This window comes from Pseudomonas sp. URMO17WK12:I11 (assembly GCF_007677725.1).
GTDB lineage: Bacteria > Pseudomonadota > Gammaproteobacteria > Pseudomonadales > Pseudomonadaceae > Aquipseudomonas.
In genome coordinates, this window is the sequence record NZ_VEDF01000003.1 from 79,561 (window position 1) to 102,618 (window position 23,058).

General features: G+C 63.4%; 24 protein-coding genes. 13 read left to right on the top strand and 11 right to left on the bottom strand.

Translation table 11 applies throughout. From position 1 onward, the window contains the following. The first annotated feature begins 153 nt into the window (after nt 1–153). The 7 genes from mreC (at nt 154) to tldD (ending at nt 10,046) form a co-directional block, all read left to right on the top strand. On the top strand, nt 154–1,176 hold the full coding sequence (mreC, locus tag FS665_RS06600) for a rod shape-determining protein MreC (RefSeq protein WP_371921243.1): 1,023 nt from the start codon (nt 154–156) through the stop codon (nt 1,174–1,176). Continuing rightward, on the top strand, nt 1,176–1,664 hold the full coding sequence (mreD, locus tag FS665_RS06605; RefSeq protein ID WP_145185187.1) for a rod shape-determining protein MreD: 489 nt from the start codon (nt 1,176–1,178) through the stop codon (nt 1,662–1,664). The genes mreC and mreD overlap by 1 nt, the downstream gene beginning before the upstream one ends. 31 nt (nt 1,665–1,695) lie before the next feature. Continuing rightward, complete coding sequence (locus tag FS665_RS06610) at nt 1,696–2,328, top strand: nucleoside triphosphate pyrophosphatase (RefSeq protein ID WP_145185189.1); 633 nt, start codon at nt 1,696–1,698, stop codon at nt 2,326–2,328. A 54-nt stretch (nt 2,329–2,382) separates the two neighbouring features. Then, nucleotides 2,383–3,840 carry a ribonuclease G gene (rng, locus tag FS665_RS06615; RefSeq protein WP_145185191.1) on the top strand — a complete coding sequence of 486 codons (1,458 nt, stop codon included), beginning with the start codon at nt 2,383–2,385 and terminating at the stop codon, nt 3,838–3,840. Nucleotides 3,841–3,928: 88 nt separating this feature from the next. Further along, a complete protein-coding gene (locus FS665_RS06620) occupies nt 3,929–7,738 on the top strand; it encodes a YhdP family protein (protein WP_145185193.1) in 3,810 nt (1,269 codons plus the stop codon). 14 nt (nt 7,739–7,752) lie between these two features. Then, the gene (locus FS665_RS06625) at nt 7,753–8,604 is read left to right on the top strand and encodes a carbon-nitrogen hydrolase family protein (protein ID WP_145185195.1); all 852 of its coding nucleotides are present in this window, start codon (nt 7,753–7,755) and stop codon (nt 8,602–8,604) included. A gap of 2 nt (nt 8,605–8,606) precedes the next feature. Further along, on the top strand, nt 8,607–10,046 hold the full coding sequence (tldD, locus tag FS665_RS06630; protein ID WP_145185199.1) for a metalloprotease TldD: 1,440 nt from the start codon (nt 8,607–8,609) through the stop codon (nt 10,044–10,046). A 76-nt stretch (nt 10,047–10,122) separates the two neighbouring features. Here tldD and yjgA read toward each other — a convergent pair whose 3' ends face one another. Beyond that, nucleotides 10,123–10,644, bottom strand: coding sequence for a ribosome biogenesis factor YjgA (gene yjgA, locus FS665_RS06635; protein ID WP_027920225.1), 522 nt, complete (start codon nt 10,642–10,644; stop codon nt 10,123–10,125). Nucleotides 10,645–10,752: 108 nt separating this feature from the next. Here yjgA and pmbA point away from each other — a divergent pair, with 108 nt between their 5' ends. The 6 genes from pmbA (at nt 10,753) to FS665_RS06665 (ending at nt 15,991) form a co-directional block, all read left to right on the top strand. Continuing rightward, the gene (pmbA, locus tag FS665_RS06640) at nt 10,753–12,099 is read left to right on the top strand and encodes a metalloprotease PmbA (protein ID WP_145185202.1); all 1,347 of its coding nucleotides are present in this window, start codon (nt 10,753–10,755) and stop codon (nt 12,097–12,099) included. 115 nt (nt 12,100–12,214) lie between these two features. Beyond that, nucleotides 12,215–12,616 (top strand): FagA protein, encoded by a 402-nt coding sequence (locus FS665_RS06645; RefSeq protein ID WP_145185205.1) that lies wholly within the window; start codon nt 12,215–12,217, stop codon nt 12,614–12,616. Next, nucleotides 12,609–13,985 (top strand): lyase family protein, encoded by a 1,377-nt coding sequence (locus tag FS665_RS06650; RefSeq protein WP_145185208.1) that lies wholly within the window; start codon nt 12,609–12,611, stop codon nt 13,983–13,985. Before FS665_RS06645 ends, FS665_RS06650 begins: the two co-directional genes overlap by 8 nt. 26 nt (nt 13,986–14,011) lie before the next feature. Further along, on the top strand, nt 14,012–14,473 hold the full coding sequence (locus FS665_RS06655; protein WP_145185211.1) for a hypothetical protein: 462 nt from the start codon (nt 14,012–14,014) through the stop codon (nt 14,471–14,473). A 1-nt stretch (nt 14,474) separates the two neighbouring features. Then, a complete protein-coding gene (locus FS665_RS06660; RefSeq protein ID WP_145185212.1) occupies nt 14,475–15,086 on the top strand; it encodes a superoxide dismutase in 612 nt (203 codons plus the stop codon). An 11-nt stretch (nt 15,087–15,097) separates the two neighbouring features. Beyond that, entirely contained in the window at nt 15,098–15,991 is an 894-nt protein-coding gene (locus FS665_RS06665; protein WP_145186400.1) for a ZIP family metal transporter, read from the top strand. A gap of 47 nt (nt 15,992–16,038) precedes the next feature. Here the strand turns inward: FS665_RS06665 and FS665_RS06670 are convergent, their stop codons facing one another. The 10 genes from FS665_RS06670 to FS665_RS06715 all read right to left on the bottom strand — a co-directional run bounded on the left by FS665_RS06670 (nt 16,039) and on the right by FS665_RS06715 (nt 23,051). Next, nucleotides 16,039–16,311 (bottom strand): HPr family phosphocarrier protein, encoded by a 273-nt coding sequence (locus tag FS665_RS06670; protein ID WP_145185215.1) that lies wholly within the window; start codon nt 16,309–16,311, stop codon nt 16,039–16,041. Nucleotides 16,312–16,331: 20 nt separating this feature from the next. Further along, nucleotides 16,332–17,186: an RNase adapter RapZ gene (rapZ, locus tag FS665_RS06675; protein ID WP_145185218.1), complete on the bottom strand. Its 855-nt coding sequence runs from the start codon at nt 17,184–17,186 to the stop codon at nt 16,332–16,334. A 2-nt stretch (nt 17,187–17,188) separates the two neighbouring features. Continuing rightward, the gene (gene ptsN, locus FS665_RS06680) at nt 17,189–17,653 is read right to left on the bottom strand and encodes a PTS IIA-like nitrogen regulatory protein PtsN (RefSeq protein ID WP_145185221.1); all 465 of its coding nucleotides are present in this window, start codon (nt 17,651–17,653) and stop codon (nt 17,189–17,191) included. 12 nt (nt 17,654–17,665) lie between these two features. Then, complete coding sequence (gene hpf / locus FS665_RS06685; RefSeq protein WP_003255135.1) at nt 17,666–17,974, bottom strand: ribosome hibernation-promoting factor, HPF/YfiA family; 309 nt, start codon at nt 17,972–17,974, stop codon at nt 17,666–17,668. Nucleotides 17,975–18,052: 78 nt separating this feature from the next. Next, nucleotides 18,053–19,546 carry an RNA polymerase factor sigma-54 gene (locus FS665_RS06690; protein ID WP_145185224.1) on the bottom strand — a complete coding sequence of 498 codons (1,494 nt, stop codon included), beginning with the start codon at nt 19,544–19,546 and terminating at the stop codon, nt 18,053–18,055. A 173-nt stretch (nt 19,547–19,719) separates the two neighbouring features. Further along, nucleotides 19,720–20,445: an LPS export ABC transporter ATP-binding protein gene (lptB, locus tag FS665_RS06695; protein ID WP_145185227.1), complete on the bottom strand. Its 726-nt coding sequence runs from the start codon at nt 20,443–20,445 to the stop codon at nt 19,720–19,722. Further along, nucleotides 20,446–20,970, bottom strand: coding sequence for a lipopolysaccharide transport periplasmic protein LptA (gene lptA, locus FS665_RS06700; RefSeq protein WP_145185230.1), 525 nt, complete (start codon nt 20,968–20,970; stop codon nt 20,446–20,448). Next, the gene (lptC, locus tag FS665_RS06705; RefSeq protein ID WP_145185232.1) at nt 20,957–21,529 is read right to left on the bottom strand and encodes an LPS export ABC transporter periplasmic protein LptC; all 573 of its coding nucleotides are present in this window, start codon (nt 21,527–21,529) and stop codon (nt 20,957–20,959) included. The genes lptA and lptC overlap by 14 nt, the downstream gene beginning before the upstream one ends. An 8-nt stretch (nt 21,530–21,537) precedes the next feature. Beyond that, entirely contained in the window at nt 21,538–22,062 is a 525-nt protein-coding gene (locus FS665_RS06710) for an HAD family hydrolase (protein WP_145185235.1), read from the bottom strand. A 14-nt stretch (nt 22,063–22,076) separates the two neighbouring features. After that, on the bottom strand, nt 22,077–23,051 hold the full coding sequence (locus FS665_RS06715) for a KpsF/GutQ family sugar-phosphate isomerase (protein ID WP_145185237.1): 975 nt from the start codon (nt 23,049–23,051) through the stop codon (nt 22,077–22,079). Nucleotides 23,052–23,058 lie beyond the last annotated feature (7 nt).

Genomic DNA, 23,058 nt, shown 5'->3' on the forward strand with positions numbered 1-23,058 from the left:
CGCAGTGCTACCTGTAAGCGCTGGGCTGGCGTCCCCGAGGGCGTCGTTTCCGTCAACCCGCAACCAGACTGGTGCGTTGTCCCATGTCCAATGACCTCCTGAGTCGTCCACGAGGAACGGCCCATTAAACCGCTTTTCTCCAAGGGCCCTTCGCTGGGCGTTCGCCTGCTCGTACTGGTGGTGCTGTCGGTCGCCTTGATGGTGGTCGACGCGCGTTTCGACGTCCTCAAACCGGTGCGCAGCCAGATGGGCCTGGTGTTGATGGAATCGTACTGGATCACCGACTTGCCGCAGCGCATGTGGCAGGGCGTGGCTGGTCAGTTCGGCAGCCGTACCGAGCTGATCGCCGAGAACGAGAAACTCAAGACCGAAGCCTTGCTGCTGCAAGGGCGGCTGCAGAAGCTGGCAGCCCTGACCGAGCAGAACGTGCGCCTGCGCGAACTGCTCAATTCCTCGGCGCTGGTCAACGAGAAGGTCGAGGTCGCCGAGCTGATCGGGGTCGACCCCAATCCATTCACCCACCGCATCCTCATCAACAAGGGCGAGCGCGATGGCGTCTTTCTCGGTCAGCCGGTCCTCGATGCCCGTGGCCTGATGGGCCAGGTGGTCGAGCTGATGCCCTACACCTCACGCGTGCTGTTGCTGACCGATACGACCCACAGCATTCCTGTGCAGGTCAATCGTAACGGCCTGCGCGCCATTGCCAGCGGCACCGGCAACCCCGAGCGCCTCGAGCTGCGTCATGTCGCCGACACCGCCGACATCAAGGAAGGTGACCTGCTGGTGAGCTCGGGCATGGGTCAGCGTTTTCCGGCCGGCTACCCGGTGGCTACGGTCAACGAAGTGATTCACGATTCCGGCCAACCCTTTGCGATTGTCCGGGCCATCCCGACCGCTGCACTCAATCGCAGTCGCTACATGCTGCTGGTGTTCAGCGATCGGCGCAGCCCCGAGCAGCGTGCCACTGACGCGGCGCTGGCTCAGGAAGAGGCCGATCGCAAGGGCGAAGCGCAACCGGGCAGCACCGGCGAGCCAGCCGCCACCGCGCCAGCGCCTGCCCAATCGGCCAGACCGGCGACGCCTGCGCCTGCGGGGCAAACGCAGGCGACCCCGGCCGCAACACCGTCCAGCCCTGCCGCGACCCCCGCGGCGCCCGCCCAACCACGGAGGCAATGATGGCCAAGTCGCGCCGCAACAACGGTTGGGTCATCTGGCTGACGTTCGCCGTGGGGCTGCTGCTCAGCGTCTCGCCGATGCCGCAGTTCCTCGAGGTGTTCCGGCCCATGTGGCTGGCGCTGCTGGTGTCGTTCTGGACCCTGACGGTGCCGAACAAGGTCGGCATGACCACCGCCTTCATTCTTGGCCTGGCCGAAGACGTCCTGTACGGCACGCTGCTGGGGCAAAATGCGCTGATCCTGACCCTGATCACGTTCCTCGTGCTGTCGTTGCAACAGCGCCTGCGCATGTTCCCGCTGTGGCAACAGAGCCTGGTGATCCTGGTGATCTTCGGCATCGCCCAGCTGATCCAGTTGTGGCTCAGCGCCCTGACCGGCAACCGCCTGCCGACCCTGGCGCTGGTCTGGTCGGCGGTCATCAGTGCCTTGCTCTGGCCATGGGTCAGCTTCGCCCTGCGCGATGTGCGCCGGCGCTTGCACATCCATTGACACGCCGCGCCACTGACAGGGAGATGTCTGCATGAAACCACTCTACCTCGCCTCCGGCTCCCCACGCCGGCGGGAACTGCTCGAGCAGATCGGCGTGCCGTTCAGCGTAGTCAGCGCCCCCATCGATGAAACCGTGCTGCCTGGCGAAAGCGCTGTGGCCTATGTGCAGCGTCTGGCGTTGGCCAAGGCCGAGGCCGGGCTGGCCAGGCTGCTCAGTGAAGGTGCGCTCGCCCAGGCCGGTGCAGTGGTGCTCGGAGCTGACACGGCGGTAGTGCTCGATGGGCGCATTCTGGGCAAGCCGGACAACCAGGCACACGCCCTGGCGATGCTGGCCGAGCTCGGCGGCCGCGAGCATCAGGTCCTCACGGCGCTTGCCTTGAGCGACGGTGAGTCGCGCCACCTCCAGTGCGTCAGCAGCAGCGTCCGGTTTCGCCCCATCGCCGGCGCAGAGGCCGAGCGCTACTGGGCCAGCGGCGAGCCGGCGGACAAGGCCGGTGGTTACGCCATCCAAGGCCTGGGCGCGGTGTTCGTCACCGCACTCGAAGGCAGCTATTCGGCAGTGGTCGGCCTGCCGCTGTGCGAAACGGCCGAGCTGCTCGCCCGTTTCGGCATCGACTGTTGGCAGGTCCCGGCGCTTTTGCCTGAGGTAACAAAGCAGCGGTAGCCAGCCAGACGCCTGCGATCCATCATTACCCAAGACCTTTGACGAGAGCCTGCCATGAGTGAAGAGATCCTGATCAACATCACCCCGATGGAATCACGCGTGGCGGTGGTGGAAAACGGGGTGCTGCAGGAAGTGCACGTCGAGCGCACCTTGCGCCGCGGTATCGTCGGCAATATCTACAAGGGCAAGGTGGTGCGGGTCTTGCCGGGCATGCAGGCGGCATTCGTCGACATTGGCCTTGAGCGCGCAGCATTCATCCACGCGTCGGAAATCTCCCAGCGCGAAGGCTCCGCCGTCGAAAACATCACTGCCCTGGTGCATGAAGGCCAGGCCCTGGTGGTGCAAGTCACCAAGGACCCAATCGGCACCAAGGGCGCACGCCTGACCACCCAGCTCTCGATTCCCTCGCGTTACCTGGTGTACATGCCGCGCAGCAGCCACGTCGGCATTTCCCTGAAAATCGAAGACGAAGCGGAACGCGAACGCCTCAAGCGCGTAGTCAGCGACTGCATGGACAGCGAAAACATCAAGGACGCCGGCGGCTTCATTCTGCGCACCGCCGCCGAAGGCGCGCGCGCCGAAGAAATCCTGCAGGACATCCGCTACCTGCGCCGGCTCTGGGAGCAGATCGGCAGCCAGATCAGCACCTGTGGCGCCCCCACGGTCATCTACGAGGACCTCGGCCTGGCCTTGCGCACGCTGCGCGACCTGGTGAACCCGAAGATCGAGAAAATCCGCATCGACTCGCGGGAAACGTTCCAGAAAACCACGCAGTTCGTCATCGAGCTCATGCCCGAGATTGCCGATCGGCTGGAGCATTACCCCGGCGAGCGCCCGATCTTCGACCTGTACGGCGTGGAGGATGAAATCCAGCGTGCCCTGGAGCGCAAGGTGCTGCTCAAGTCCGGGGGCTACCTGGTGGTCGATCCGGCTGAAGCGATGACCACCATCGACGTCAACACCGGCGCATTCGTTGGCCACCGCAACCTTGAAGAAACCATCTTCAAGACCAACCTGGAAGCGGCCACCGCGATCGCCCGGCAGCTGCGCCTGCGCAACATCGGCGGGATCATCATCATCGACTTCATCGACATGGAAGACGAGGAGCACCAGCGCCAGGTGTTGCGCACCCTGGAAAAGCAGCTCGAACGCGATCACGCCAAGACCAACATCATCGGCATCACCGAGCTGGGCCTGGTGCAGATGACCCGCAAACGCACGCGCGAGAGCCTTGAGCAGGTGTTGTGCGAGCCCTGCCTGGCTTGCCAGGGGCGTGGCAAGCTCAAAACGCCTGAGACGATCTGTTACGAAATCTTCCGCGAGATACTACGCGAGGCCCGCGCCTATCAGGCTGAAGGCTATCGCGTGCTGGCCAACCAGAAGGTGGTCGATCGCCTGCTGGACGAGGAGTCTGGCAACGTGGCAGAGCTTGAAGCGTTCATCGGGCGAACCATTCGCTTCCAAGTCGAGTCGATGTATTCGCAAGAACAATATGACGTGGTGCTGCTCTGAGGGGTTTGGCTAAACGCCCCGCGCGGCGCCGGGTGGCAAATCTGGCACGTCGGGCCATCATGGATAAACGACCTGGAGGGCCACGGCCATGGGACGTCTGAACCGCGTTCTTGCCGCCATGACCCGTTGGGGGTTGGGGATCTGCGCGTTGCTCGCAGTTGTGGTGGCGTTGTATGTCAGCCTCGGCCGCGCGCTCATACCGCTGGTAGGCGAATATCGGGCGGAGGTTGAGGACAAAGTCGAGCAAGCGCTGGGCTTGCCCGTGCACCTGGGTGCCCTGGACGGGCGCTGGAGCGGGCTGGCGCCGGTATTGCGCGTGCGCGATCTGCAAATCGGCGAGGGCGCCTCGGCATTACGCCTGGATGAGGTCAAGGTAGTCCCGGACCTTTGGGCCAGCCTGACTTCGCGCGAAGTTCACCTGGCACACGTCGAACTGGCCGGCGTGCAGTTGATTCTGCGCGAAGACGAGCAGGGCGCCTGGGCGGTCGAGGGGCTGCCCCGGCAGGACGATACGCCGCTCGAGCCGGCCCAGCTGCTGCAGCGTCTCCGCCAGCTGGGCCGCATCGATGTGTTCGACAGCCAGTTGACCCTGCACCCGTGGCAACGCGACCCGCTTACGCTCACTTACGCCAGTGTCGGCCTCAAGGCCGGGCCGACGCGCCAGGCCCTGGACCTGCGTGCGACGCTGCCAGACGGCCAGCCGCTGGCGCTCAACTTGCGCAGCCAGGCCACTGCCGAGGCCTGGCGCGAGGGTGCGGTCAAAGCGTACCTGAGCCTGCCGCAGAGCGACTGGGCGAAGTGGCTGCCGCCGCGTCTGCTGGGCCAGTGGCACGCTGAAACGCTGCGTGCCGGCGGCGAGTTCTGGATCGACTGGCGCCAGCGCCAGTTGCAACGCGCCGTGGTCCGTCTCAACGCCCCGCAGTTGCGCGGCGCCCACGGCGAGCGCAAGGCGGTGACACTGGATAACCTGGCCGTGTCCGCCTGGTTGCAGCGCCGCGAGCAAGGCATTGGCGTGGTCGTCGACTCGCTTGCTGCCGACATCGGCAAGCAGCGTTGGGAGACGCACCTGCAAGCGGAGCAACAGTTGGGCGGCGACCCGGCCGGCGAAACCTGGCTGATCCAGGCAGATCGTCTTGACCTGGCGCCCTTGACCCCGCTGATCGACGCCCTTGCCCCCATCCCGGACACGCTCAGGGCCGTGGTCGACGGCCTCAAGGTCACCGGTGCGCTGCGCAATGTCCGACTAGAGGCCCGGCCTCACGCCGAAGGCAACCAGCGCCTGCAATTTGCTGCCAACCTGGAGCGTGTCGGCTTCGACGCCTACCATGGCGCGCCAGCGGCCGATAACGTCAGTGGCAGCATCAGCGGCGATCTGGGGCACGGTGAACTGCGCCTGGACACCGATGCCTTCATGCTCCACCTGTACCCGATCTTCGCCAAGCCCTGGCACTATCAAAAGGCCAACGCCCGGCTCACCTGGGCGCTTGACGAACACGGCTTCACCCTCGTTGCGCCCTACCTCAAGGTGCTCGGCGAAGAGGGCAAGATCGCCGGCGACTTCCTGATCCGCCTATTGTTCGACGAAGGCCGAGAGAGCTACATGGACCTGCGCGTGGGGCTTACCGAGGGCGATGGTCGCTATACCGCCAAGTACCTGCCCGAGGTGCTCAGCCCGGCGTTGGATGAATGGCTGCGCAGCGCCATCGTCAAGGGCAATGTCGATGAGGGCTATTTCCAGTACCAAGGCTCGTTGAACCATGGCGCTTCGCCGCAAGCGCGCAGCATCAGCCTGTTCTTCAAGGTCAACGACGCTGCGCTGGATTTCCAACCCGGTTGGCCGCAGGTGCAGCACGTCGACGGCGACGTGCTGATCGAGGACAGCGGCGTGCGCATCAAGGCGCGCAAGGGTTTGCTGCTCGATACCCAGGTCAGCGACGTGGCGGTGAACATTCCTCATGTCGAGGACGGTGAGCACAGCCGGCTGTTCCTGGACGGCGATTTCGATGGCAGGCTCGGCGATGGCTTGAAGATCCTCCAGCAAGCGCCGATCGGCACCGGCGAGATCTTCGCCGGCTGGGAAGGCGAGGGCCCGCTCAAAGGCAAGGTGAAGCTCGAGATACCGTTGGCGCATGGCGAGCAGCCGAAGGTCCGGGTGGACTTCGCCACAGCCGATGCGCGCCTGAAAATCACCCCGCCTACCCTGGAGCTGTCTCGCCTGAAAGGCGATTTCAGTTTCGATCTGGACAAGGGCCTGAGCGGCAAGGACATCAGCTTGCAGGCGTTCGGCAAGCCGGTGACCGCGCAGATCAGCGCCGAGGGCCAGCCCGGCGCCATGCAGACGCGCATCGACGCGAGCGGCACGGTGGCACTCAACGCCCTGACCGACTGGCTGCAGTTCAAGCAGAACCTGCCTGCCTCGGGCGAGCTGCCCTATCAGTTGCAGGTCAACTTGGGCAGCCGGGACAACAGCCTGAGTGTCGACTCCTCGCTCAAAGGCCTGGCCATCGATCTGCCTGCGCCGTTCGGCAAGTCTGCCACGCAGACGCGCGCCAGCCGCTTTGGCATGAACCTGCAAGGCGCCGAGCGACGTTTCGATGCCGCGTATGCGGACCTGGCGCGCTTTGCCTACGCGGCACCTGCAGAAAAACTCGATCAGGGTCGCGGCGAATTGCTCCTCGGCAGTGGTCAGGCGCTGTTGCCAGTAGGGCAAGGGCTGAGGGTCACAGGGCGGCTGGAGAGTCTGGATCTTGCACCTTGGCAGGAACAGGCGGCGCGCTTAGCCGGGGATGATCCAGGCGGTAACGCGCGTCAACTGCTGCAGAGTGTCGATCTCAGCATTGGCCAGTTGCATGCCCTGGGCACCACGCTCAACCAGGCGGTGGTACGCCTGGCCCGTGGTGGCCCGGCCTGGGATCTGCGGGTGGACAGCAAGGAAGTCATCGGCAATGCGCGTCTGCCGGATGCCAAGGCGGCGCCGATGACCGTGCGCCTGCAGACCCTGCGTCTGCCGGCGGCTGATCCGGCACAGGCGCAGGCCGAGCAGGGGCCAGATCCGCTGGCCTCGTTCGATCCGCACGATGTGCCCGCGCTGGATCTGAGCATCGACAAGCTGTATCGCGGCGATGATCTGTACGGCAGCGCTGCGCTCAAGCTGCGACCCACTGCCGGTGGCGTGTCGGCGCAGGATATCGCCCTCGATTTCAAAGGCCTTAAAATCGACGGTAACGGCGCCTGGGAGGGTACAACCGGCGCAACCAGCAGCTGGTACAAGGGCCGCCTGGCCGGCGGGAACCTCGCTGAGGTGCTCAAGGCCTGGGGCTTTGCGCCCACCGTGACCAGCCGCGAATTCCGCCTGGATGTCGACGGTCGCTGGCCAGGCTCGCCTGCCTGGGTCGATCTCAAACGCTTCTCCGGCAGCATGGACGCGGCGTTGCGCAGCGGCCAGTTCGTCGAGGTCGAGGGCGGCGCCCAGGCGCTGCGGGTATTTGGCTTGCTCAACTTCAACTCCATCGGGCGGCGCCTGCGCCTGGACTTCTCCGACTTGTTCGAAAAAGGCCTGGCGTATGACCGGGTCAAAGGCCTGCTGGTCGCCAGCGACGGCGTGTATGTCACGCGTGAGCCCATCGCAGTGACCGGGCCGTCCAGCAATTTCGAGCTCGATGGCACGCTGGACCTGGTGCGCGACCGCGTTGCGGCCAATTTGCAGGTGACCTTGCCGGTTACCAACAATCTGCCGCTGGCTGCGCTGATCGTGGGGGCACCGGCAGTCGGCGGCGCGCTGTTTTTGGTCGACCAACTGATCGGCGACCGCGTGTCGCGCTTTGCCAGCGTGCATTATCGCGTCGAAGGGCCCGTAAAAGAGCCTAAAATCACCTTTGTGAAACCTTTCAACCGATGAGTGTGGGAGTGCCCATGAAGGTTGCGGTCATCCAGATGGTCAGCCAGGACGACGTGCTGGCCAACCTGCAGCGTGCCAGCGCCTTGCTCGAACAAGCCGCACTGGGCGGTGCGCGACTGGCGGTGCTGCCAGAAAACTTCGTCGCCATGGGGCGCAAGGATGCCGCCGCCCTGGGCCGCGCCGAGGCTTTGGGCGAAGGTCCGGTGCTGCCCTGGTTGAAACGCACCGCACGTGACCTCAGGTTATGGATTGTCGCCGGTACCTTGCCGCTGCCGCCAAATGGCCAGCCGCAGGCCAAGGCACACGCCTGCTCACTGCTGATCGACGAACACGGTGAGGTGGTGGCACGCTACGACAAGCTTCACCTGTTCGATGTGGATGTGGCCGATAGCCGTGGCCGTTACCGGGAGTCGGACGATTATGCCCACGGGGCACGCGTGGTGGTGGCTGACACGCCGGTGGGTCGACTGGGGCTGAGCGTGTGTTATGACCTGCGCTTTCCCGAGTTGTACAGTGCGCTGCGCGGCGCAGGTGCCGAGCTGATCACCGCGCCTGCGGCCTTTACTGCGGTGACCGGCGCCGCGCACTGGGACGTGCTGATCCGCGCCCGCGCCATCGAAACCCAGTGCTATGTTCTGGCTGCTGCTCAGGGCGGCATTCACCCAGGCCCGCGGGAAACCCACGGCCATGCCGCGATCGTCGACCCTTGGGGGCGAGTCGTCGTACAACAGGCGCGCGGCGAAGCGGTATTGCTTGCCCAGCGCGACATCGATGAACAAGCGTCCATCAGGGCGCGCATGCCGGTCATCACGCACCGGCGCTTTTTCTCGCAGGACGCCTTGCGGCCTGCGCTCACCTCGGAGTGACTATGAGCCAGATGTTATCCACCGTCAGCGAGCAGCTCCTGACCCCTGGCGGCCTGACCCTCGACAGCCTGCAGAGCGTGTTGGGCGAGCTGGCAGGCCCAGGCATCAATGCCGCCGACTTGTACTTCCAAGGCCAGATTTCCGAAACCTGGGCGCTGGAAGACGGCATCGTCAAGGAAGGCAGCTTCAACCTCGATCAGGGCGTCGGCGTACGTGCCCAGTCGGGTGAAAAGACCGGTTTCGCCTACAGCAACGCCATCAATCTCGAGGCGCTGACCTCCGCTGCCCGTGCGGCCCGTTCGATTTCCCGTGCCGGGCAGAACGGCACGGTCCAGGCCTTTCGCAGCCAGGACGTGACGGCGCTGTACGCGCCGGAAAACCCCTTGGATGTGCTGAGCCGCGCCGAGAAAGTCGAGCTGCTCAAGAGGGTCGATGCTGCCACCCGTGCCCTCGACCCGCGCATTCAGCAGGTCAGCGTGAGCATGGCCGGGGTCTGGGAACGTATCCTGATTGCCGCTGCCGATGGCAGCCTGGCCGCCGATGTACGTCCACTGGTGCGCTTCAACGTGAGTGTCATCGTCGAGCACAATGGTCGTCGCGAGCGCGGCGGGCAGGGCGGTGGCGGGCGCACCGACTACCGTTTCTTCAACGAAGAGCGGGTCATGGGTTATGCCCGCGAAGCCTTGCGTCAGGCGTTGGTGAACCTTGAGGCGATTCCGGCGCCGGCGGGCACGCTGCCGGTGGTCCTCGGCTCTGGTTGGTCAGGGGTGCTGCTGCATGAAGCAGTCGGGCATGGGCTTGAGGGCGATTTCAACCGCAAAGGCAGCTCGGCGTTCAGTGGCCGGATCGGCGAGAAGGTCGCGTCCAGCCTGTGCACCATCGTCGACGATGGCACCTTGCAAGGGCGGCGGGGTTCCTTGAGCGTCGATGACGAAGGTACACCGACCGAGTGCACCACCCTGATCGAGAACGGCGTTCTCAAGGGCTACATGCAAGACAAGCTCAACGCCCGCTTGATGGGTATGGCGGTCACTGGCAACGGCCGGCGCGAGTCCTATGCCCACCTGCCGATGCCGCGCATGACCAACACCTACATGCGTGCCGGCGACAGCGATCCGCAGGAAATCATCGCCTCGGTGAAAAAGGGCATCTACTGCGCCAATCTTGGCGGCGGCCAGGTCGATATCACCAGCGGCAAGTTCGTGTTCTCGACCAGCGAGGCCTACCTGATCGAGGACGGCAAGATCACCGCACCGGTCAAGGGTGCCACACTGATCGGCAACGGTCCGGAAGCCATGAGCCGCGTGTCGATGGTCGGCAACGACCTGGCGCTGGACAGTGGCGTGGGCACCTGCGGCAAGGATGGGCAGTCGGTACCGGTCGGTGTCGGCCAGCCTACCTTGAAGCTGGACGCGATCACCGTGGGCGGGACTGGCGCGTGATGGCCCTGGGGACCGCTTTGCAGTCCGTTCGCGCCGGACTGGCCGCGATTGGGCCGCAAGGCGGCCCCCTGCAGACTCAGCGCAAGCCGCGCTGCATTTCGTCGAGGTCGCGAATGTACTTGAACACCTTGCGCGCAGCGGCAGGCGGTTTGTTCCGCGCCTTTTCGTGCTGGGCATGGCGGATCAGCGAGCGCAGTTGCTGGCGATCGGTTTCCGGGTATTCGTTGACGAAGCGTTCGAGGTCTTCGTCGTTGCCGTCGATCAAACGGTCACGCCAGCGTTCGAGGTTGTGGAAGCGCTCGTTGTACTGGCGGCTGGAACTGTCGATCTGCTCGAGCACCGCATGAATGGCGTCCAGATCCTGGTCGCGCATCAGCTTGCCAACGAACGACATGTGGCGTTTGCGGGCACCGTGGGCGGTGTGCTTGCTGGCATCGGCCAAGGCTTTGCGCAGCTCATCGGTGAGCGGCAGGCGAGCCAGGGTATCGGCCTTGACCGTGGTCAGGCGCTCGCCGAGTTCGACCAGCGCATGCAGCTCGCGCTTGATCTGGGTCTTGCTTTTTTCGCCGTCGAAGGCGTCGTCGTATGAATCAACCATGGTGGCAGTCCGCTAGAAATCGCCGCCATGATAACCAGTCGGGGGCCGCTTGTCCGGCCCGGTCGTAGAATGACCCTTGCCGAACGCAGCATTTGAGTGGAGAAAACCATGAGTGCAGTCCAAAGCGTAGGCCCGAAGGATCTGCCAGCGTTGCAGGAGCAGGTCGAAGCGATCATCGCTGAAGCGCGCAAGCAGGGTGCCAGCGCCTGCGAGGTGGCGGTGTCGCTGGAGCAGGGCTTGTCCACCACGGTCCGCCAGCGCGAAGTCGAAACGGTCGAGTTCAACCGTGACCAAGGGTTTGGCATCACCCTGTATGTGGGGCAGCGCAAGGGCTCGGCCAGTACCTCGGCCAGTGGTCCCGAGGCCATCCGCGAAACCGTGGCTGCCGCATTGGCGATTGCCAGGCACACCTCTGAGGACGATTGCTCGGGCTTGGCCGACGCCGCGCTGATGGCCCGCGAGATTCCCGACCTGGATCTGTATCACGATTGGGGCATCGAGCCGGAAAAAGCCATCGAAATGGCCCTGGCCTGCGAAGCGGCGGCATTTGATGCCGACCCACGCATCCTCAACGCTGACGGGACCAGCCTCAATACCCACCAGGGTTGCCGGGTATACGGCAACAGCCATGGTTTCATCGGCGCTTATGCCTCGACCCGGCACAGCCTGAGCTGCGTGATGATCGCCGAAGGCGACGGTCAGATGCAGCGTGACTACTGGTACGACGTCAACCGTCAGGGCGAGTTGCTGGCCGATCCTCGCAGCATCGGTGTACGCGCGGCCCAGCGCGCCGCCAGCCGCCTCGGTGCGCGGCCGGTGCCGACCTGCGAGGTGCCGGTGCTGTTCTCGGCAGAACTGGCGGGCGGGTTGTTCGGCAGTTTCCTGTCGGCCATTTCCGGCGGCAACCTGTACCGCAAGTCGTCATTTCTCGACGGGGCGATGGGCCAACGCCTGTTCCCCAGCTGGCTGACCCTCGACGAACGTCCGCATATCCCGCGGGCCTTGGGCAGCGCCGCATTCGATGGCGACGGCCTGGCGACCTATGCCAAACCGTTCGTCGATAACGGCGAGCTGGTGTCGTATCTGCTGGGTACCTACTCAGGCCGCAAGCTCGGCTTGCCGAGCACGGCCAACGCTGGCGGCGTGCATAACCTGTATGTCACGCATGGGGTGGAAGACCAGGCAGCGTTGATCCGGCGCATGGGGCGCGGCCTGTTGGTCACCGAGCTGATGGGCCATGGCTTGAACATGGTCACGGGTGACTATTCGCGCGGCGCTGCAGGGTTCTGGGTAGAGAATGGCGAGATCCAGCATGCCGTACAAGAGGTGACCATCGCTGGAAACATGAAGGACATGTTCCAGCAGATAGTCGCAATCGGCAGCGATATCGAGACCCGTAGCAATATCCACACCGGCTCGGTGCTGATCGAGCGGATGACCGTCGCAGGCAGCTGAACAGACGGTCCTGATCGAGACCCGGCGCACAGCCGGGTTTTTTATTACCTCTCGAAAGCTTGAAGTGATTCTGTTTATCAATCAATAATGAATATCATTATCCAGTAACACGGCAATGATGTTCATGAGACCCGTCCTGCGCGAACTGCCCTATCTTGAAAACTGGCGCTGGCTGAGCCGGCGTATCCGCTGCGCGCTCGAGCCCGACGAGCCGCGCCTGATCGAGCACTACTTGGCCGAAGGCCGCTATCTGGTGTGCTGCACTGAAACCTCGCCATGGACCGTGGCGCTCACTTCTTTCCGGCTGCTGCTCGATACTGCCTGCGATCGCATGTTGCCCTGGCATTGGCGCTGCCTGTGCCTGGATCAGGCCTGGCGACCCTTGCTGCAGATGCGCAACCTCGATCGGCAGAAACACAACCTGCGCTGGCAGCCCTACGCCCTGCAGTTGGCCAACTGCCAGCTGCTGCCTTCGATCTCCCCTGAAGAACTGATGCAAGGACACGACGATGACTGATACCCGAATCGAGCGCGACAGCATGGGTGAGCTGCAGGTGCCGGCGACGGCCTTGTATGGCGCCCAGACCCAGCGTGCGGTCGATAACTTTCCGGTCAGCGGCCAGCGCATGCCGGTGCAGTTCATTCGCGCGCTGCTGCTGGCCAAGGCGGCGGCGGCCCAGACCAATGTCGAACTGCAGCAGCTGACGGCCGGGCAGGGCCAGGCCATTGTCCAGGCGGTCGAGCAGTTGCTGGCTGGGGATTTCATCGAGCACTTCCCGGTGGACGTGTTCCAGACCGGCTCCGGTACCAGTTCGAACATGAACGCCAACGAAGTCGTGGCCACCCTGGCCAGCCGCCTCGCCGGCGAGCCAGTCAACGCCAATGATCACGTCAACTGTGGTCAAAGCAGCAACGACATCATTCCCACCACCATCCACGTCAGCGCCGCACTTGCCCTGCACGAGCAGCTGTTGCCTGCCCTGGAGCACCTGGTGCAAGTGACCGAGGCCAAGTCCCGGCAGGTGCATCCGTTCATCAAGACCGGTCGTACCCACCTGATGGATGCCATGCCCGTGCGCATGAGCCAGGTGCTCGATGGCTGGGCGGCACAGGTCAAGCACGCCCATGCCCAGCTCAGCGCCACCTTGCCGGCCCTGCAGGCCTTGGCCCAGGGCGGTACTGCGGTCGGCACTGGCATCAACGCCCACCCACGCTTCGCGGCAGGTTTCGCCCAGCAGCTGAGCGCCCTGACCCAGGTCGAATTCCGCCCTGGCCAGAACCTGTTCGCGCTGATCGGTTCCCAGGATACCGCCGTGGCACTGTCCGGCCAGCTCAAGACTACGGCCGTGGCGCTGATGAAGATCGCCAACGACCTGCGCTGGATGAACTCAGGCCCGCTTGCCGGGCTCGGTGAAATCGAATTGCAGGCTTTGCAACCGGGCTCCTCGATCATGCCCGGCAAGGTCAACCCGGTGATTCCAGAGGCCACGGCGATGGTCGCCGCCCAGGTCATCGGCAACGACGCGACCATTGCCGTGGCTGGGCAGTCAGGCAATTTCGAGCTGAACGTGATGCTCCCGGTCATCGCCCGCAACCTGCTCGAGAGCATCGAGCTGCTGGCCAATGCCAGTCGGCTGCTGGCGGACAAGGCGATCGCCAGCTTCAAGGTCAATCAAGACAAGCTCCAGGAAGCGCTGGCGCGCAACCCGATCCTGGTCACTGCGCTGAATCCGATCATTGGCTACCTCAAGGCTGCCGAGATCGCCAAGACCGCCTATCAGCAAGGCCGGCCGATCATCGATGTTGCCTTGGAGCACACCGAGTTGTCCCGCGAGCGCCTCGAAGCGCTGCTCAATCCGGAAAAACTGACTGCCGGCGGCCTCTGAGCCGCCGTGCATTGGAGATCGACGCCATGCAGCACTGGAAACGCACCACAGAGCATGCCAATCGGCTCTTTCAACAGGGCGAGTGGGTCGATGCACGCGAGCACTATCTGCAGGCGCTGGCCCTGGCGCAGGTGCTGTTCGAGCGCTGGCATGACGTCGATGAAGCGGTGGCGGCCTTGGTCATCGCCCATCACAACCTGGCCGACCTGCACCTGCGGCTGAATCAGCCCCACGAGAGCGCCGACTACCTGTGCGCTGCTCACTCGCACTTGTTGCATGCCAGCCAGGATACGCGCCTGGCGCAAGCACTGCGCGATGCAGCGCTGCGTCACAGCAGCCGCACCTACACCGAATTGCTGAATTTCATCGCCGAGTACGGCCAGTACCCGCGTACCGAACGTCTGCTCAACCGCCCAGGTGCCGAGGCCAGCGAGCTCGCTGCGCAGCCGGACCTGGCACCTTCCACCCATGCCTACGGGATCCATTGATATGCCGCATACCTTGCCTGCCCTGAGCTACGCCTACGATGCGCTGGAACCGCACATCGACGCGCAGACCATGGAAATCCATCACACCAAGCACCATCAAACCTATGTCAACGGCCTCAATGCTGCCGTCGAAGGCACCGAATGGGCGCAATGGCCGGTCGAGAAACTTGTGGCGGCGATCGACAGCCTGCCGCAAAGCCTGCGCGCAGCGGTGACCAACCACGGCGGCGGGCATGCCAACCACAGCCTGTTCTGGACCGTGATGTCGCCCAACGGCGGCGGTCAGCCCAAGGGCCAGCTGGCCACGGCCATCGACAGCGAGCTGGGCGGCTTCGAGGCCTTCAAGGAGGCGTTCACCAAAGCCGCCTTGACCCGCTTCGGCAGTGGTTGGGCATGGCTCAGCGTTACCCCGCAACGCACCCTGGTGGTCGAGAGCAGCGGCAATCAGGACAGCCCGCTGATGCATGGCAATACGCCGATTCTTGGTCTGGACGTGTGGGAACACGCCTATTACCTCAAGTACCAGAATCGCCGCCCTGAATACATCGGCGCCTTCTACAACGTCATCGACTGGGCGGATGTCGATCGCCGCTATCACGAAGCCTTGAAGTGAGCCGCAGCGGTATGCGCGCCGAGGTGATGTCTGTCAGCAGTGTGCGGTTGTTCCGGCTGGCACTGGGCACCTTGCTGTTGCTCGCCGGCAGCGCCTTGTTGATAGCCCGTGGCATTGCCTGGCTGGACCTGGAACCACGCATGTTGCGTGCCCTTGAAGGCGGCGCACTGTGCGCACTTGGCACGGCGCTGGGCGCGGTGCCGGTGCTGGTGATTCGCAACATGCCAGTGGCCGTGGCCGACACCCTGTTGGGCTTTGGCGCCGGGGTGATGTTGGCAGCGACGGCGTTCTCGCTGGTCATCCCCGGCCTCGGCGCCGCCCAGGCCATCGGGTTCAGCGCCTGGGGAGCGGGCGGGCTGATCAGTTGCGGGCTGCTGTTCGGTGCGCTGTGCTTGTTCCTGGTCGACTTGAAGTTTGGCAGCGCATCACCGCCAACCCTGGTCGGCGACGATCAACAACCGGTGATCGCCGCGCGCATCTGGCTGTTCGTGATCGCGATCATCGCCCATAACATTCCGGAAGGCATGGCCATTGGGGTATCGGCCGGTGGCGCCATGCCAGATGCGGACAGCCTGGCCATGGGCATTGCCCTGCAAGATGTCCCGGAAGGGTTGGTCATCGCGCTAGTGCTGGCAGGGGCGGGGATGGGACGCTTCAAGGCGTTTTTGATCGGCGCGGCCTCCGGGTTGGTCGAACCGTTGGCTGCAGTCATCTGTGCCTGGCTGGTGAACGTGGCGCAGTTGCTGTTGCCCCTGGGCCTTGCCTGCGCAGCCGGCGCGATGCTGTTGGTGGTGACCCAGGAAATCATCCCGGAATCACGCAGCAACGGTCATGAGCGGTTGGCCAGCCTCGGGCTGTGCATCGGTTTCTGCCTGATGATGGTGATGGACACTGCCATGTCCTGACCACTGTTCGCGGGCTTGCCCGCGAATGACCTGGCTTCGCAGCGTGGTCACTCGCCTTCGTCGAAGAAATTCTCGATCAAGGCCACCAGCGCTTGCATCGCCTCTGCCTCTTGCTCGCCCTCGGTCAGCAGATGCACGCAGGTGCCTTTGCCAGCGGCGAGCATCATCACGGCCATGATGCTCTTGCCATCGACCAGCTTGTCAGGTGCGCGGCCAACGCGCACCTGACACGGGTACTTGCCGGCTACACCGACGAATTTGGCTGCCGCCCGGGCATGCAGGCCCAGCTTGTTGATGATGGTGATTTCGCGGGCGGGCATCGTGCGGTAGATCCTGTTGGCTAGAGGTCGCGGTGGCGGACCTGGACGTTTTTCAATGACTGCTGCAACAACTGGCCCAGCCGCTCGGTAAGGTAGACCGAGCGATGGTGGCCGCCGGTACAGCCGATGGCGATGGTGACATAGGCACGATTGCTGGCGGCGAAGCGCGGCAGCCATTTGAGCAGATAGCTGGAAATGTCGTTGAACATCTCTTCGACGTCAGGTTGCGCGGCCAGGTAGTCGATGACCGGCTGCTCCAATCCGGAGTGCTCGCGCAACTCAGGCTTCCAGTAGGGATTGGGCAGGCAGCGCACGTCGAACACGAGGTCGGCATCGACCGGCATGCCACGTTTGAAACCGAACGATTCGACGAGAAACGCCGTGCCCGGCTCAGGCTGATTGAGCAGGCGCAGCTTGATCGAGTCGCGCAGTTGGTAAAGGTTGAGGCTGGTGGTGTCGATCTTGAGATCGGCCAGGTCAGAAATGGGCCCCAGCAATTCGCTTTCGACGCGAATCGCCTCCGCCAGCGAGCGGTCGGCGTTGGTCAGCGGGTGGCGCCGACGGGTTTCTGAAAAGCGTTTGAGCAGCGTGTCTTCATCAGCATCGAGAAACAGCACATCGCACTTGATATGCCGCCCACGGGCCTCGGACAGTAAATCCGGGAAACGCGACAAATGGCTGGGCAAATTGCGCGCATCGATCGACACCGCCACTTTTGGCTGCAGCAGCTCGGTGTTGATCAGCGCATTTTCCGCCAGCTGCGGCAGCAGCCCGGCGGGCAAGTTGTCGATACAGTAGAAACCGTGATCTTCCAGTACATCGAGGGCGGTACTCTTGCCGGAGCCAGACCGGCCGCTAACGATGATCAGGCGCATGTTCAGTGCTCGTTCTGTGCGTCCAGGACAACCTGGTACAGGGCCTCGCTGCTGTCGGCGGCACGCAGGCGATCACGAACCTCCTTGCGATCGAGCATGCTGGCGATCTGGCGCAGCAGTTCAAGATGGGCATCGGTGGCGGCTTCCGGGACCAAGAGGACGAAGAGCAAATCCACCGGGGCGCCATCAATGGCGTCATAGTCGATCGGCGCATCCAGGTGCATCAGAGCGCTGACAGGGGAGGAACAGCCTTCGAGTCGGCAGTGGGGAATGGCAATGCCATTGCCAAAGCCGGTAGAGCCCAGTTTTTCGCGCGCGATGAGCTTTTCGAAGACATCTTGCATGGCAAGCTCGGGCACTTGCTCGGCAATGACGGTGGCGACCTTTTCCAGGGCGCGCTTCTTGCTGCCGCCCGGCACGTTCACCAGGGAACGGCCGGGGGTCAGGATGGTTTCAAGTCGGATCATGGATGAGAGGGATCAGCGGGCAGCTGCACCTTGCAGCAGGCTTTGCTGTTTTTCCTTGTGTTTTTTCAGTTGGCGGTCGAGCTTGTCGGCCAAGGCATCGATGGCTGCATACATGTCTTCGTGTTCCGCGTTGGCAACCACTTCGCCGCCGGGAATCTGCAGGGTCGCCTCGACCTTCTGCTGCAGTTTCTCGACTTTCATGATGACCTGCACGTTGGTGATCTTGTCGAAGTGACTCTCCACCCTGGCAAGCTTTTCAAGCACGTAATCGCGCAGCGGCTGGGTGACTTCTACATGCTGTCCACTGATATTGACTTGCATACAGCTTCTCCTTTATTGCCCGTGCATAAAGGGGCAGGTGTTGCACCTACCCCACAAACGCTGTGGCACACCCAGGGGCTACATCAGTCGCTTGCGCTCGCTCGACGGTGCGATGCCGAGGGACTCGCGGTACTTGGCGACGGTGCGACGGGCGACCTGGATGCCTTGTGCCTCCAGTAAACCAGCGATCTTGCTGTCACTCAATGGCTTTTTCTGATTTTCCGCTGCAACCAGTTTCTTGATGATCGCGCGGATCGCCGTGGACGAGCATTCGCCGCCCTCGGCGGTACTGACGTGGCTGGAGAAAAAGTATTTCAGTTCGTAGATGCCGCGTGGCGTGTGCATGTACTTCTGGGTGGTGACCCGCGAGATGGTCGACTCATGCATGCCCACCGCTTCGGCGATGTCGTGCAGCACCAGGGGCTTCATCGCTTCGTCACCGTGATCGAGGAAGCCGCGCTGGTGCTCGACGATCTGGGTGGCCACCTTCATCAGGGTCTCGTTGCGGCTTTGCAGGCTCTTGATGAACCAGCGCGCCTCCTGGAGCTGGTTGCGCATGAAGGTGTTGTCGGCGCTGGTGTCGGCCCGGCGCACGAAGCCCGCATACTGCGCGTTGACGCGCAGGCGCGGAATCGCTTCCTGGTTCAGCTCGACCAGCCAGCGGTCGCTGTCCTTGCGCACGATGACGTCCGGCACCACGTACTCAGGCTCGCTCGATTCGATCTGCGAGCCGGGGCGGGGATTGAGGCTCTGTACCAGCTCGATGACCTGGCGCAGCTCATCTTCCTTGAGCTTCATGCGGCGCATCAGCTGGCTGTAGTCGCGGCTGCCGAGCAGGTCGATGAAATCGCTGACCAGGCGCTGGGCCTCAGCCAACCATGGCGTGTTGTGCGGCAGCTGGCGCAGTTGCAGCAGCAGGCACTCGCCCAGGTTGCGCGCGCCGACGCCGGCGGGCTCGAACTGCTGGATACGGTGCAGCACGGCTTCGACTTCGTCGAGCTCGATGTCGAGTTCAGGGTCGAAGCCTGCGCAAATTTCCTCGAGGGTATCTTCCAGGTAGCCCTGGCCGTTGATGCTGTCGATCAGGGTAACTGCGATCAGCCGATCGGTATCGGACATCGGTGCCAGGTTGAGCTGCCACAGCAGGTGGCTTTGCAGGCTTTCGCCGGCCGAGGTGCGGGTGGTGAAATCCCACTCATCGTCATCGTTGCTGGGCAGGCTGCTGGCGCTGGTCTGGTAGATGTCTTCCCAGGCGGTGTCGACGGGTAGCTCGTTGGGGATTCGCTCGTTCCACTCACCGTCTTCGAGGCTTTCAGCGCTGGTGCTGCTTTCCTGGAAGCTGCTCTCTTGAGTCTCGGCGACCGGCTTGTTCTCGGCGTTGTCGGCCATCGGGTCGCTATTGTCGAAGTCGTCGCCGTCTTCCTGGCGCTCGAGCATCGGATTGGACTCCAGCGCTTCCTGGATCTCCTGCTGGAGGTCCAGTGTGGACAGCTGGAGGAGGCGAATGGCCTGTTGCAACTGCGGGGTCATCGTCAGTTGCTGGCCCATTTTTAGGACGAGCGATGGTTTCATGGCTGGGGCTTAATACCTTGTTCGCCGGCGCGCATGCGCCATCCACTACACGAGGGCGCCGGAGCGCCAAATTCAAGCAAGTTTTATGCCTCAAATTGTAGCGTTTGCCTAGAGCACCGTAACAACTTAAGCCCAGCAGGGCGAGCTTGCCAGTGCTCCCGGCAGGTCTGGATTCAGAGTCGGAACTCGTGGCCCAGGTAGACTTCCTTGACCAGGTCGTTGGCCAGGATGGTCTCGGCGTCGCCCTCGGCGATCAGACGACCGTCGTTGACGATATAGGCCGTTTCGCAGATATCCAACGTCTCGCGGACGTTGTGGTCGGTGATCAATACACCGATTCCCTTGGCCTTGAGGTGGTGGATGATCTGCTTGATGTCGCCAACCGAAATCGGGTCGACACCGGCAAAGGGTTCGTCGAGCAGGATGAACTTCGGCGCGGTGGCCAGGGCGCGGGCAATCTCGACGCGGCGGCGCTCACCACCGGACAGGCTCATGCCAAGGTTGTCGCGGATATGGCTGATGTGGAATTCCTGCAGCAGGCTTTCCAGCTCTTTGCGCCGGCCTTCACGGTCGAGTTCCTTGCGCGTTTCGAGGATCGCCATGATGTTGTCGGCCACCGACAGCTTGCGGAAGATCGACGCTTCCTGCGGCAGGTAACCGATCCCGGCACGTGCACGGCCATGCATGGGCTGGTGGCTGACGTCGAGATTGTCGATCAGGACGCGTCCCTGATCGGCCTGGACCAGGCCCACGATCATGTAGAAGCAGGTGGTCTTGCCGGCGCCGTTGGGGCCGAGCAGGCCAACGATCTGCCCGCTGTCGATCGACAGGCTGACATCACGCACAACCTGGCGCCCCTTGTAGCTCTTGGCCAGGTGCTGGGCTTTGAGGGTTGCCATTTACTCGGCCTTCTTCTTCGGCTGGATCACCATGTCGATACGCTGACGTGGCTGCGTCACGTTACCACCGCGACCTGCGGTCGCCACCTGAGTCTTGGTGTTGTAGACGATCTTCTCGCCTTCGGTGGTGTTGCCTTCGTTCTCGACCTTGGCGCGGTCGGTGAGGATAACCGTGTCTTTTTGCGCCTGGTACTGGATGGTCACGGCCCAGCCTTTCATCTTCTCTGGCTTGGCGGTGCTCTGCTGCTGTTCGAAGTAGGCCAGGTTGCCCACCGATGTCACCACGTCGATGTCGCCGTTGGCGGCACGGGTCATGGTCACGGTATTGCCTTTGATCATCATCGAGCCCTGGGTGATGATCACATCGCCGGTGTAGGTCGCCACGCCTTGCTTGTCGTCCAGGTGCGCGTTGTCGGCCTGGATACGAATAGGCTGGTCACGGTCGGTCGGCAGGGCGAAGGCGCTCGCGCTTCCCAGTGCTGCGCTCAGGCTGAGCAAAAGGGGGAGGGTTTTAACGAGCCTCATACTGTCCTCTTACGTTAGAGAGCAAGTCCATCTTGCCTTCTTTCAAATACGCTTTCATTCCCTTGCCCGTGGTTGTGCCACCGGCGCCGTCGATTCTAACGGCTTGCTCGGTCTGCGCATATTGCTTCTGTGGGAATACGGTCATGCGCGAGCTGGTGATGACCATTTCGCGCTGCTTTTCATCGGTACGCTGGACCCGCACGTTGTCGATCAACTCGACCTCGGAGCCGTCGGGGTTGACCTCGGCGCGCAGGCTTTGCACGTGCCACGGGAATTCGGTACCGCGATACATGTGCAGGTCAGGGGTCGTCACCAGTGTGACCTCGGTGGCCTTGAGGTGTTCGACCTTGTCTGCAGTCATTTCGTATTGCAGCTTGCCGTCGGGCAGGTACTGCACGCTGTGGGCGTTGATCGCATAGTAGTCGATCGCGCTTTCATCGACCTGTGCCACCGGCTGGTCGAGGAAGCTCTCGGGGCTGACATTCCAGTAGCCGATGGCCGCCAGCAGTGCGGCGATCACCGCGAGCAACGCAATGTTGCGGGCTTTTTTGCTGAACATGGGCAACCTTACAGGTAGTTGGCGTTGGCAGCGTCCAGGGTGCCCTGGGCCTGCATGATCAGTTCGCAGAACTCGCGTGCCGCGCCCTCGCCGCCGCGCGCCTGGGTCACGCCGTGGGCGTGCTGGCGGACGAACGATGCGGCATTGGCCACGGCGATGCCCAGGCCCACCCGACGAATCACCGGCAGGTCGGGCAGGTCGTCGCCAAGGTAGGCGACCTGCTCATAGCTTAGGCCCAGTTCGGCGAGCAGGCCGTCGAGCACCACCAGTTTGTCTTCACGCCCCTGGTACAGATGGGGAATGCCGAGGTTCCTGGCCCGGCGTTCCACCACCGGCGTCTTGCGCCCGCTGATGATCGCCGTGGTCACGCCCGAGGCCATGAGCATCTTGATGCCGTGGCCGTCGAGGGTATTGAAGGTCTTGAATTCGCTGCCGTCCTCAAGAAAATACAAGCGCCCGTCGGTGAGCACGCCATCGACGTCGAAAACGGCAAGCTTGATCGCCTTGCCCCGTTGCAGCAGGTCGTGGTTCATCGGGTCAGTCTCCTTTACATCACGCCGGCGCGCAGCAAATCGTGCATGTTCAGGGCGCCGATCGGACGGTCGCCTTTGTCTGTGACCACCAGGGCGCTGATCTTGTGGTCTTCCATGATCTTCAGGGCTTCGGCCGCGAGCATCTCGGCCCGGGCGGTCTTGCCGTGCACGGTCATCACCTGATCGATCAGGGTGGTGTGCACATCGATGTTGCGGTCCAGGCTGCGGCGCAGGTCGCCGTCGGTGAAGATGCCCGCCAGTGTGCCATCGGCCTCGACGATCACCGTCATGCCAAGACCTTTGCGGGACATTTCAAGCAGGGCGTCCTTGAGCAGTGTGCCGCGCTGCACCTGCGGCAGTTCGGCGCCGGCGTGCATGACGTTCTCGACCTTCAGCAGCAGACGTCGACCCAGCGCGCCACCGGGGTGCGAAAAAGCGAAATCCTCGGCCGTGAAACCACGCGCCTCGAGCAGGGCGATGGCCAGCGCGTCACCCAGCACCAGCGCGGCAGTGGTCGACGAGGTCGGCGCCAGGTTGAGCGGGCAGGCTTCATGACTGACGCTGGCATCAAGGTTGACTTCGGCGGCCTGGGCCAGCGCCGAGTCAGGCTTGCCGGTCAGGCTGATCAGCTGGATGCCGAGGCGCTTGATCAGCGGCAGCAGGGTGACGATCTCGGCGGTGCTGCCTGAGTTGGACAGGGCCAGGATGACGTCGTCGCGGGTGATCATGCCCATGTCGCCGTGGCTGGCCTCGGCCGGGTGCACGAAGAATGCCGGTGTGCCAGTGCTGGCCAGGGTCGCGGCGATCTTGTTGCCGATATGCCCGGACTTGCCCATGCCGACCACCACGACCCGACCCTTGCTTGCCAGGATCAGCTCGCAGGCCTTGACGAATTTGGCGTCAATACGGGCCACCAGGCCTTCTACGGCCTCGAGTTCCAGGCGCAAGGTGCGTTGGGCGGAGTGGATCAGCTCGCTGGATTGGCTCATGTCGAAA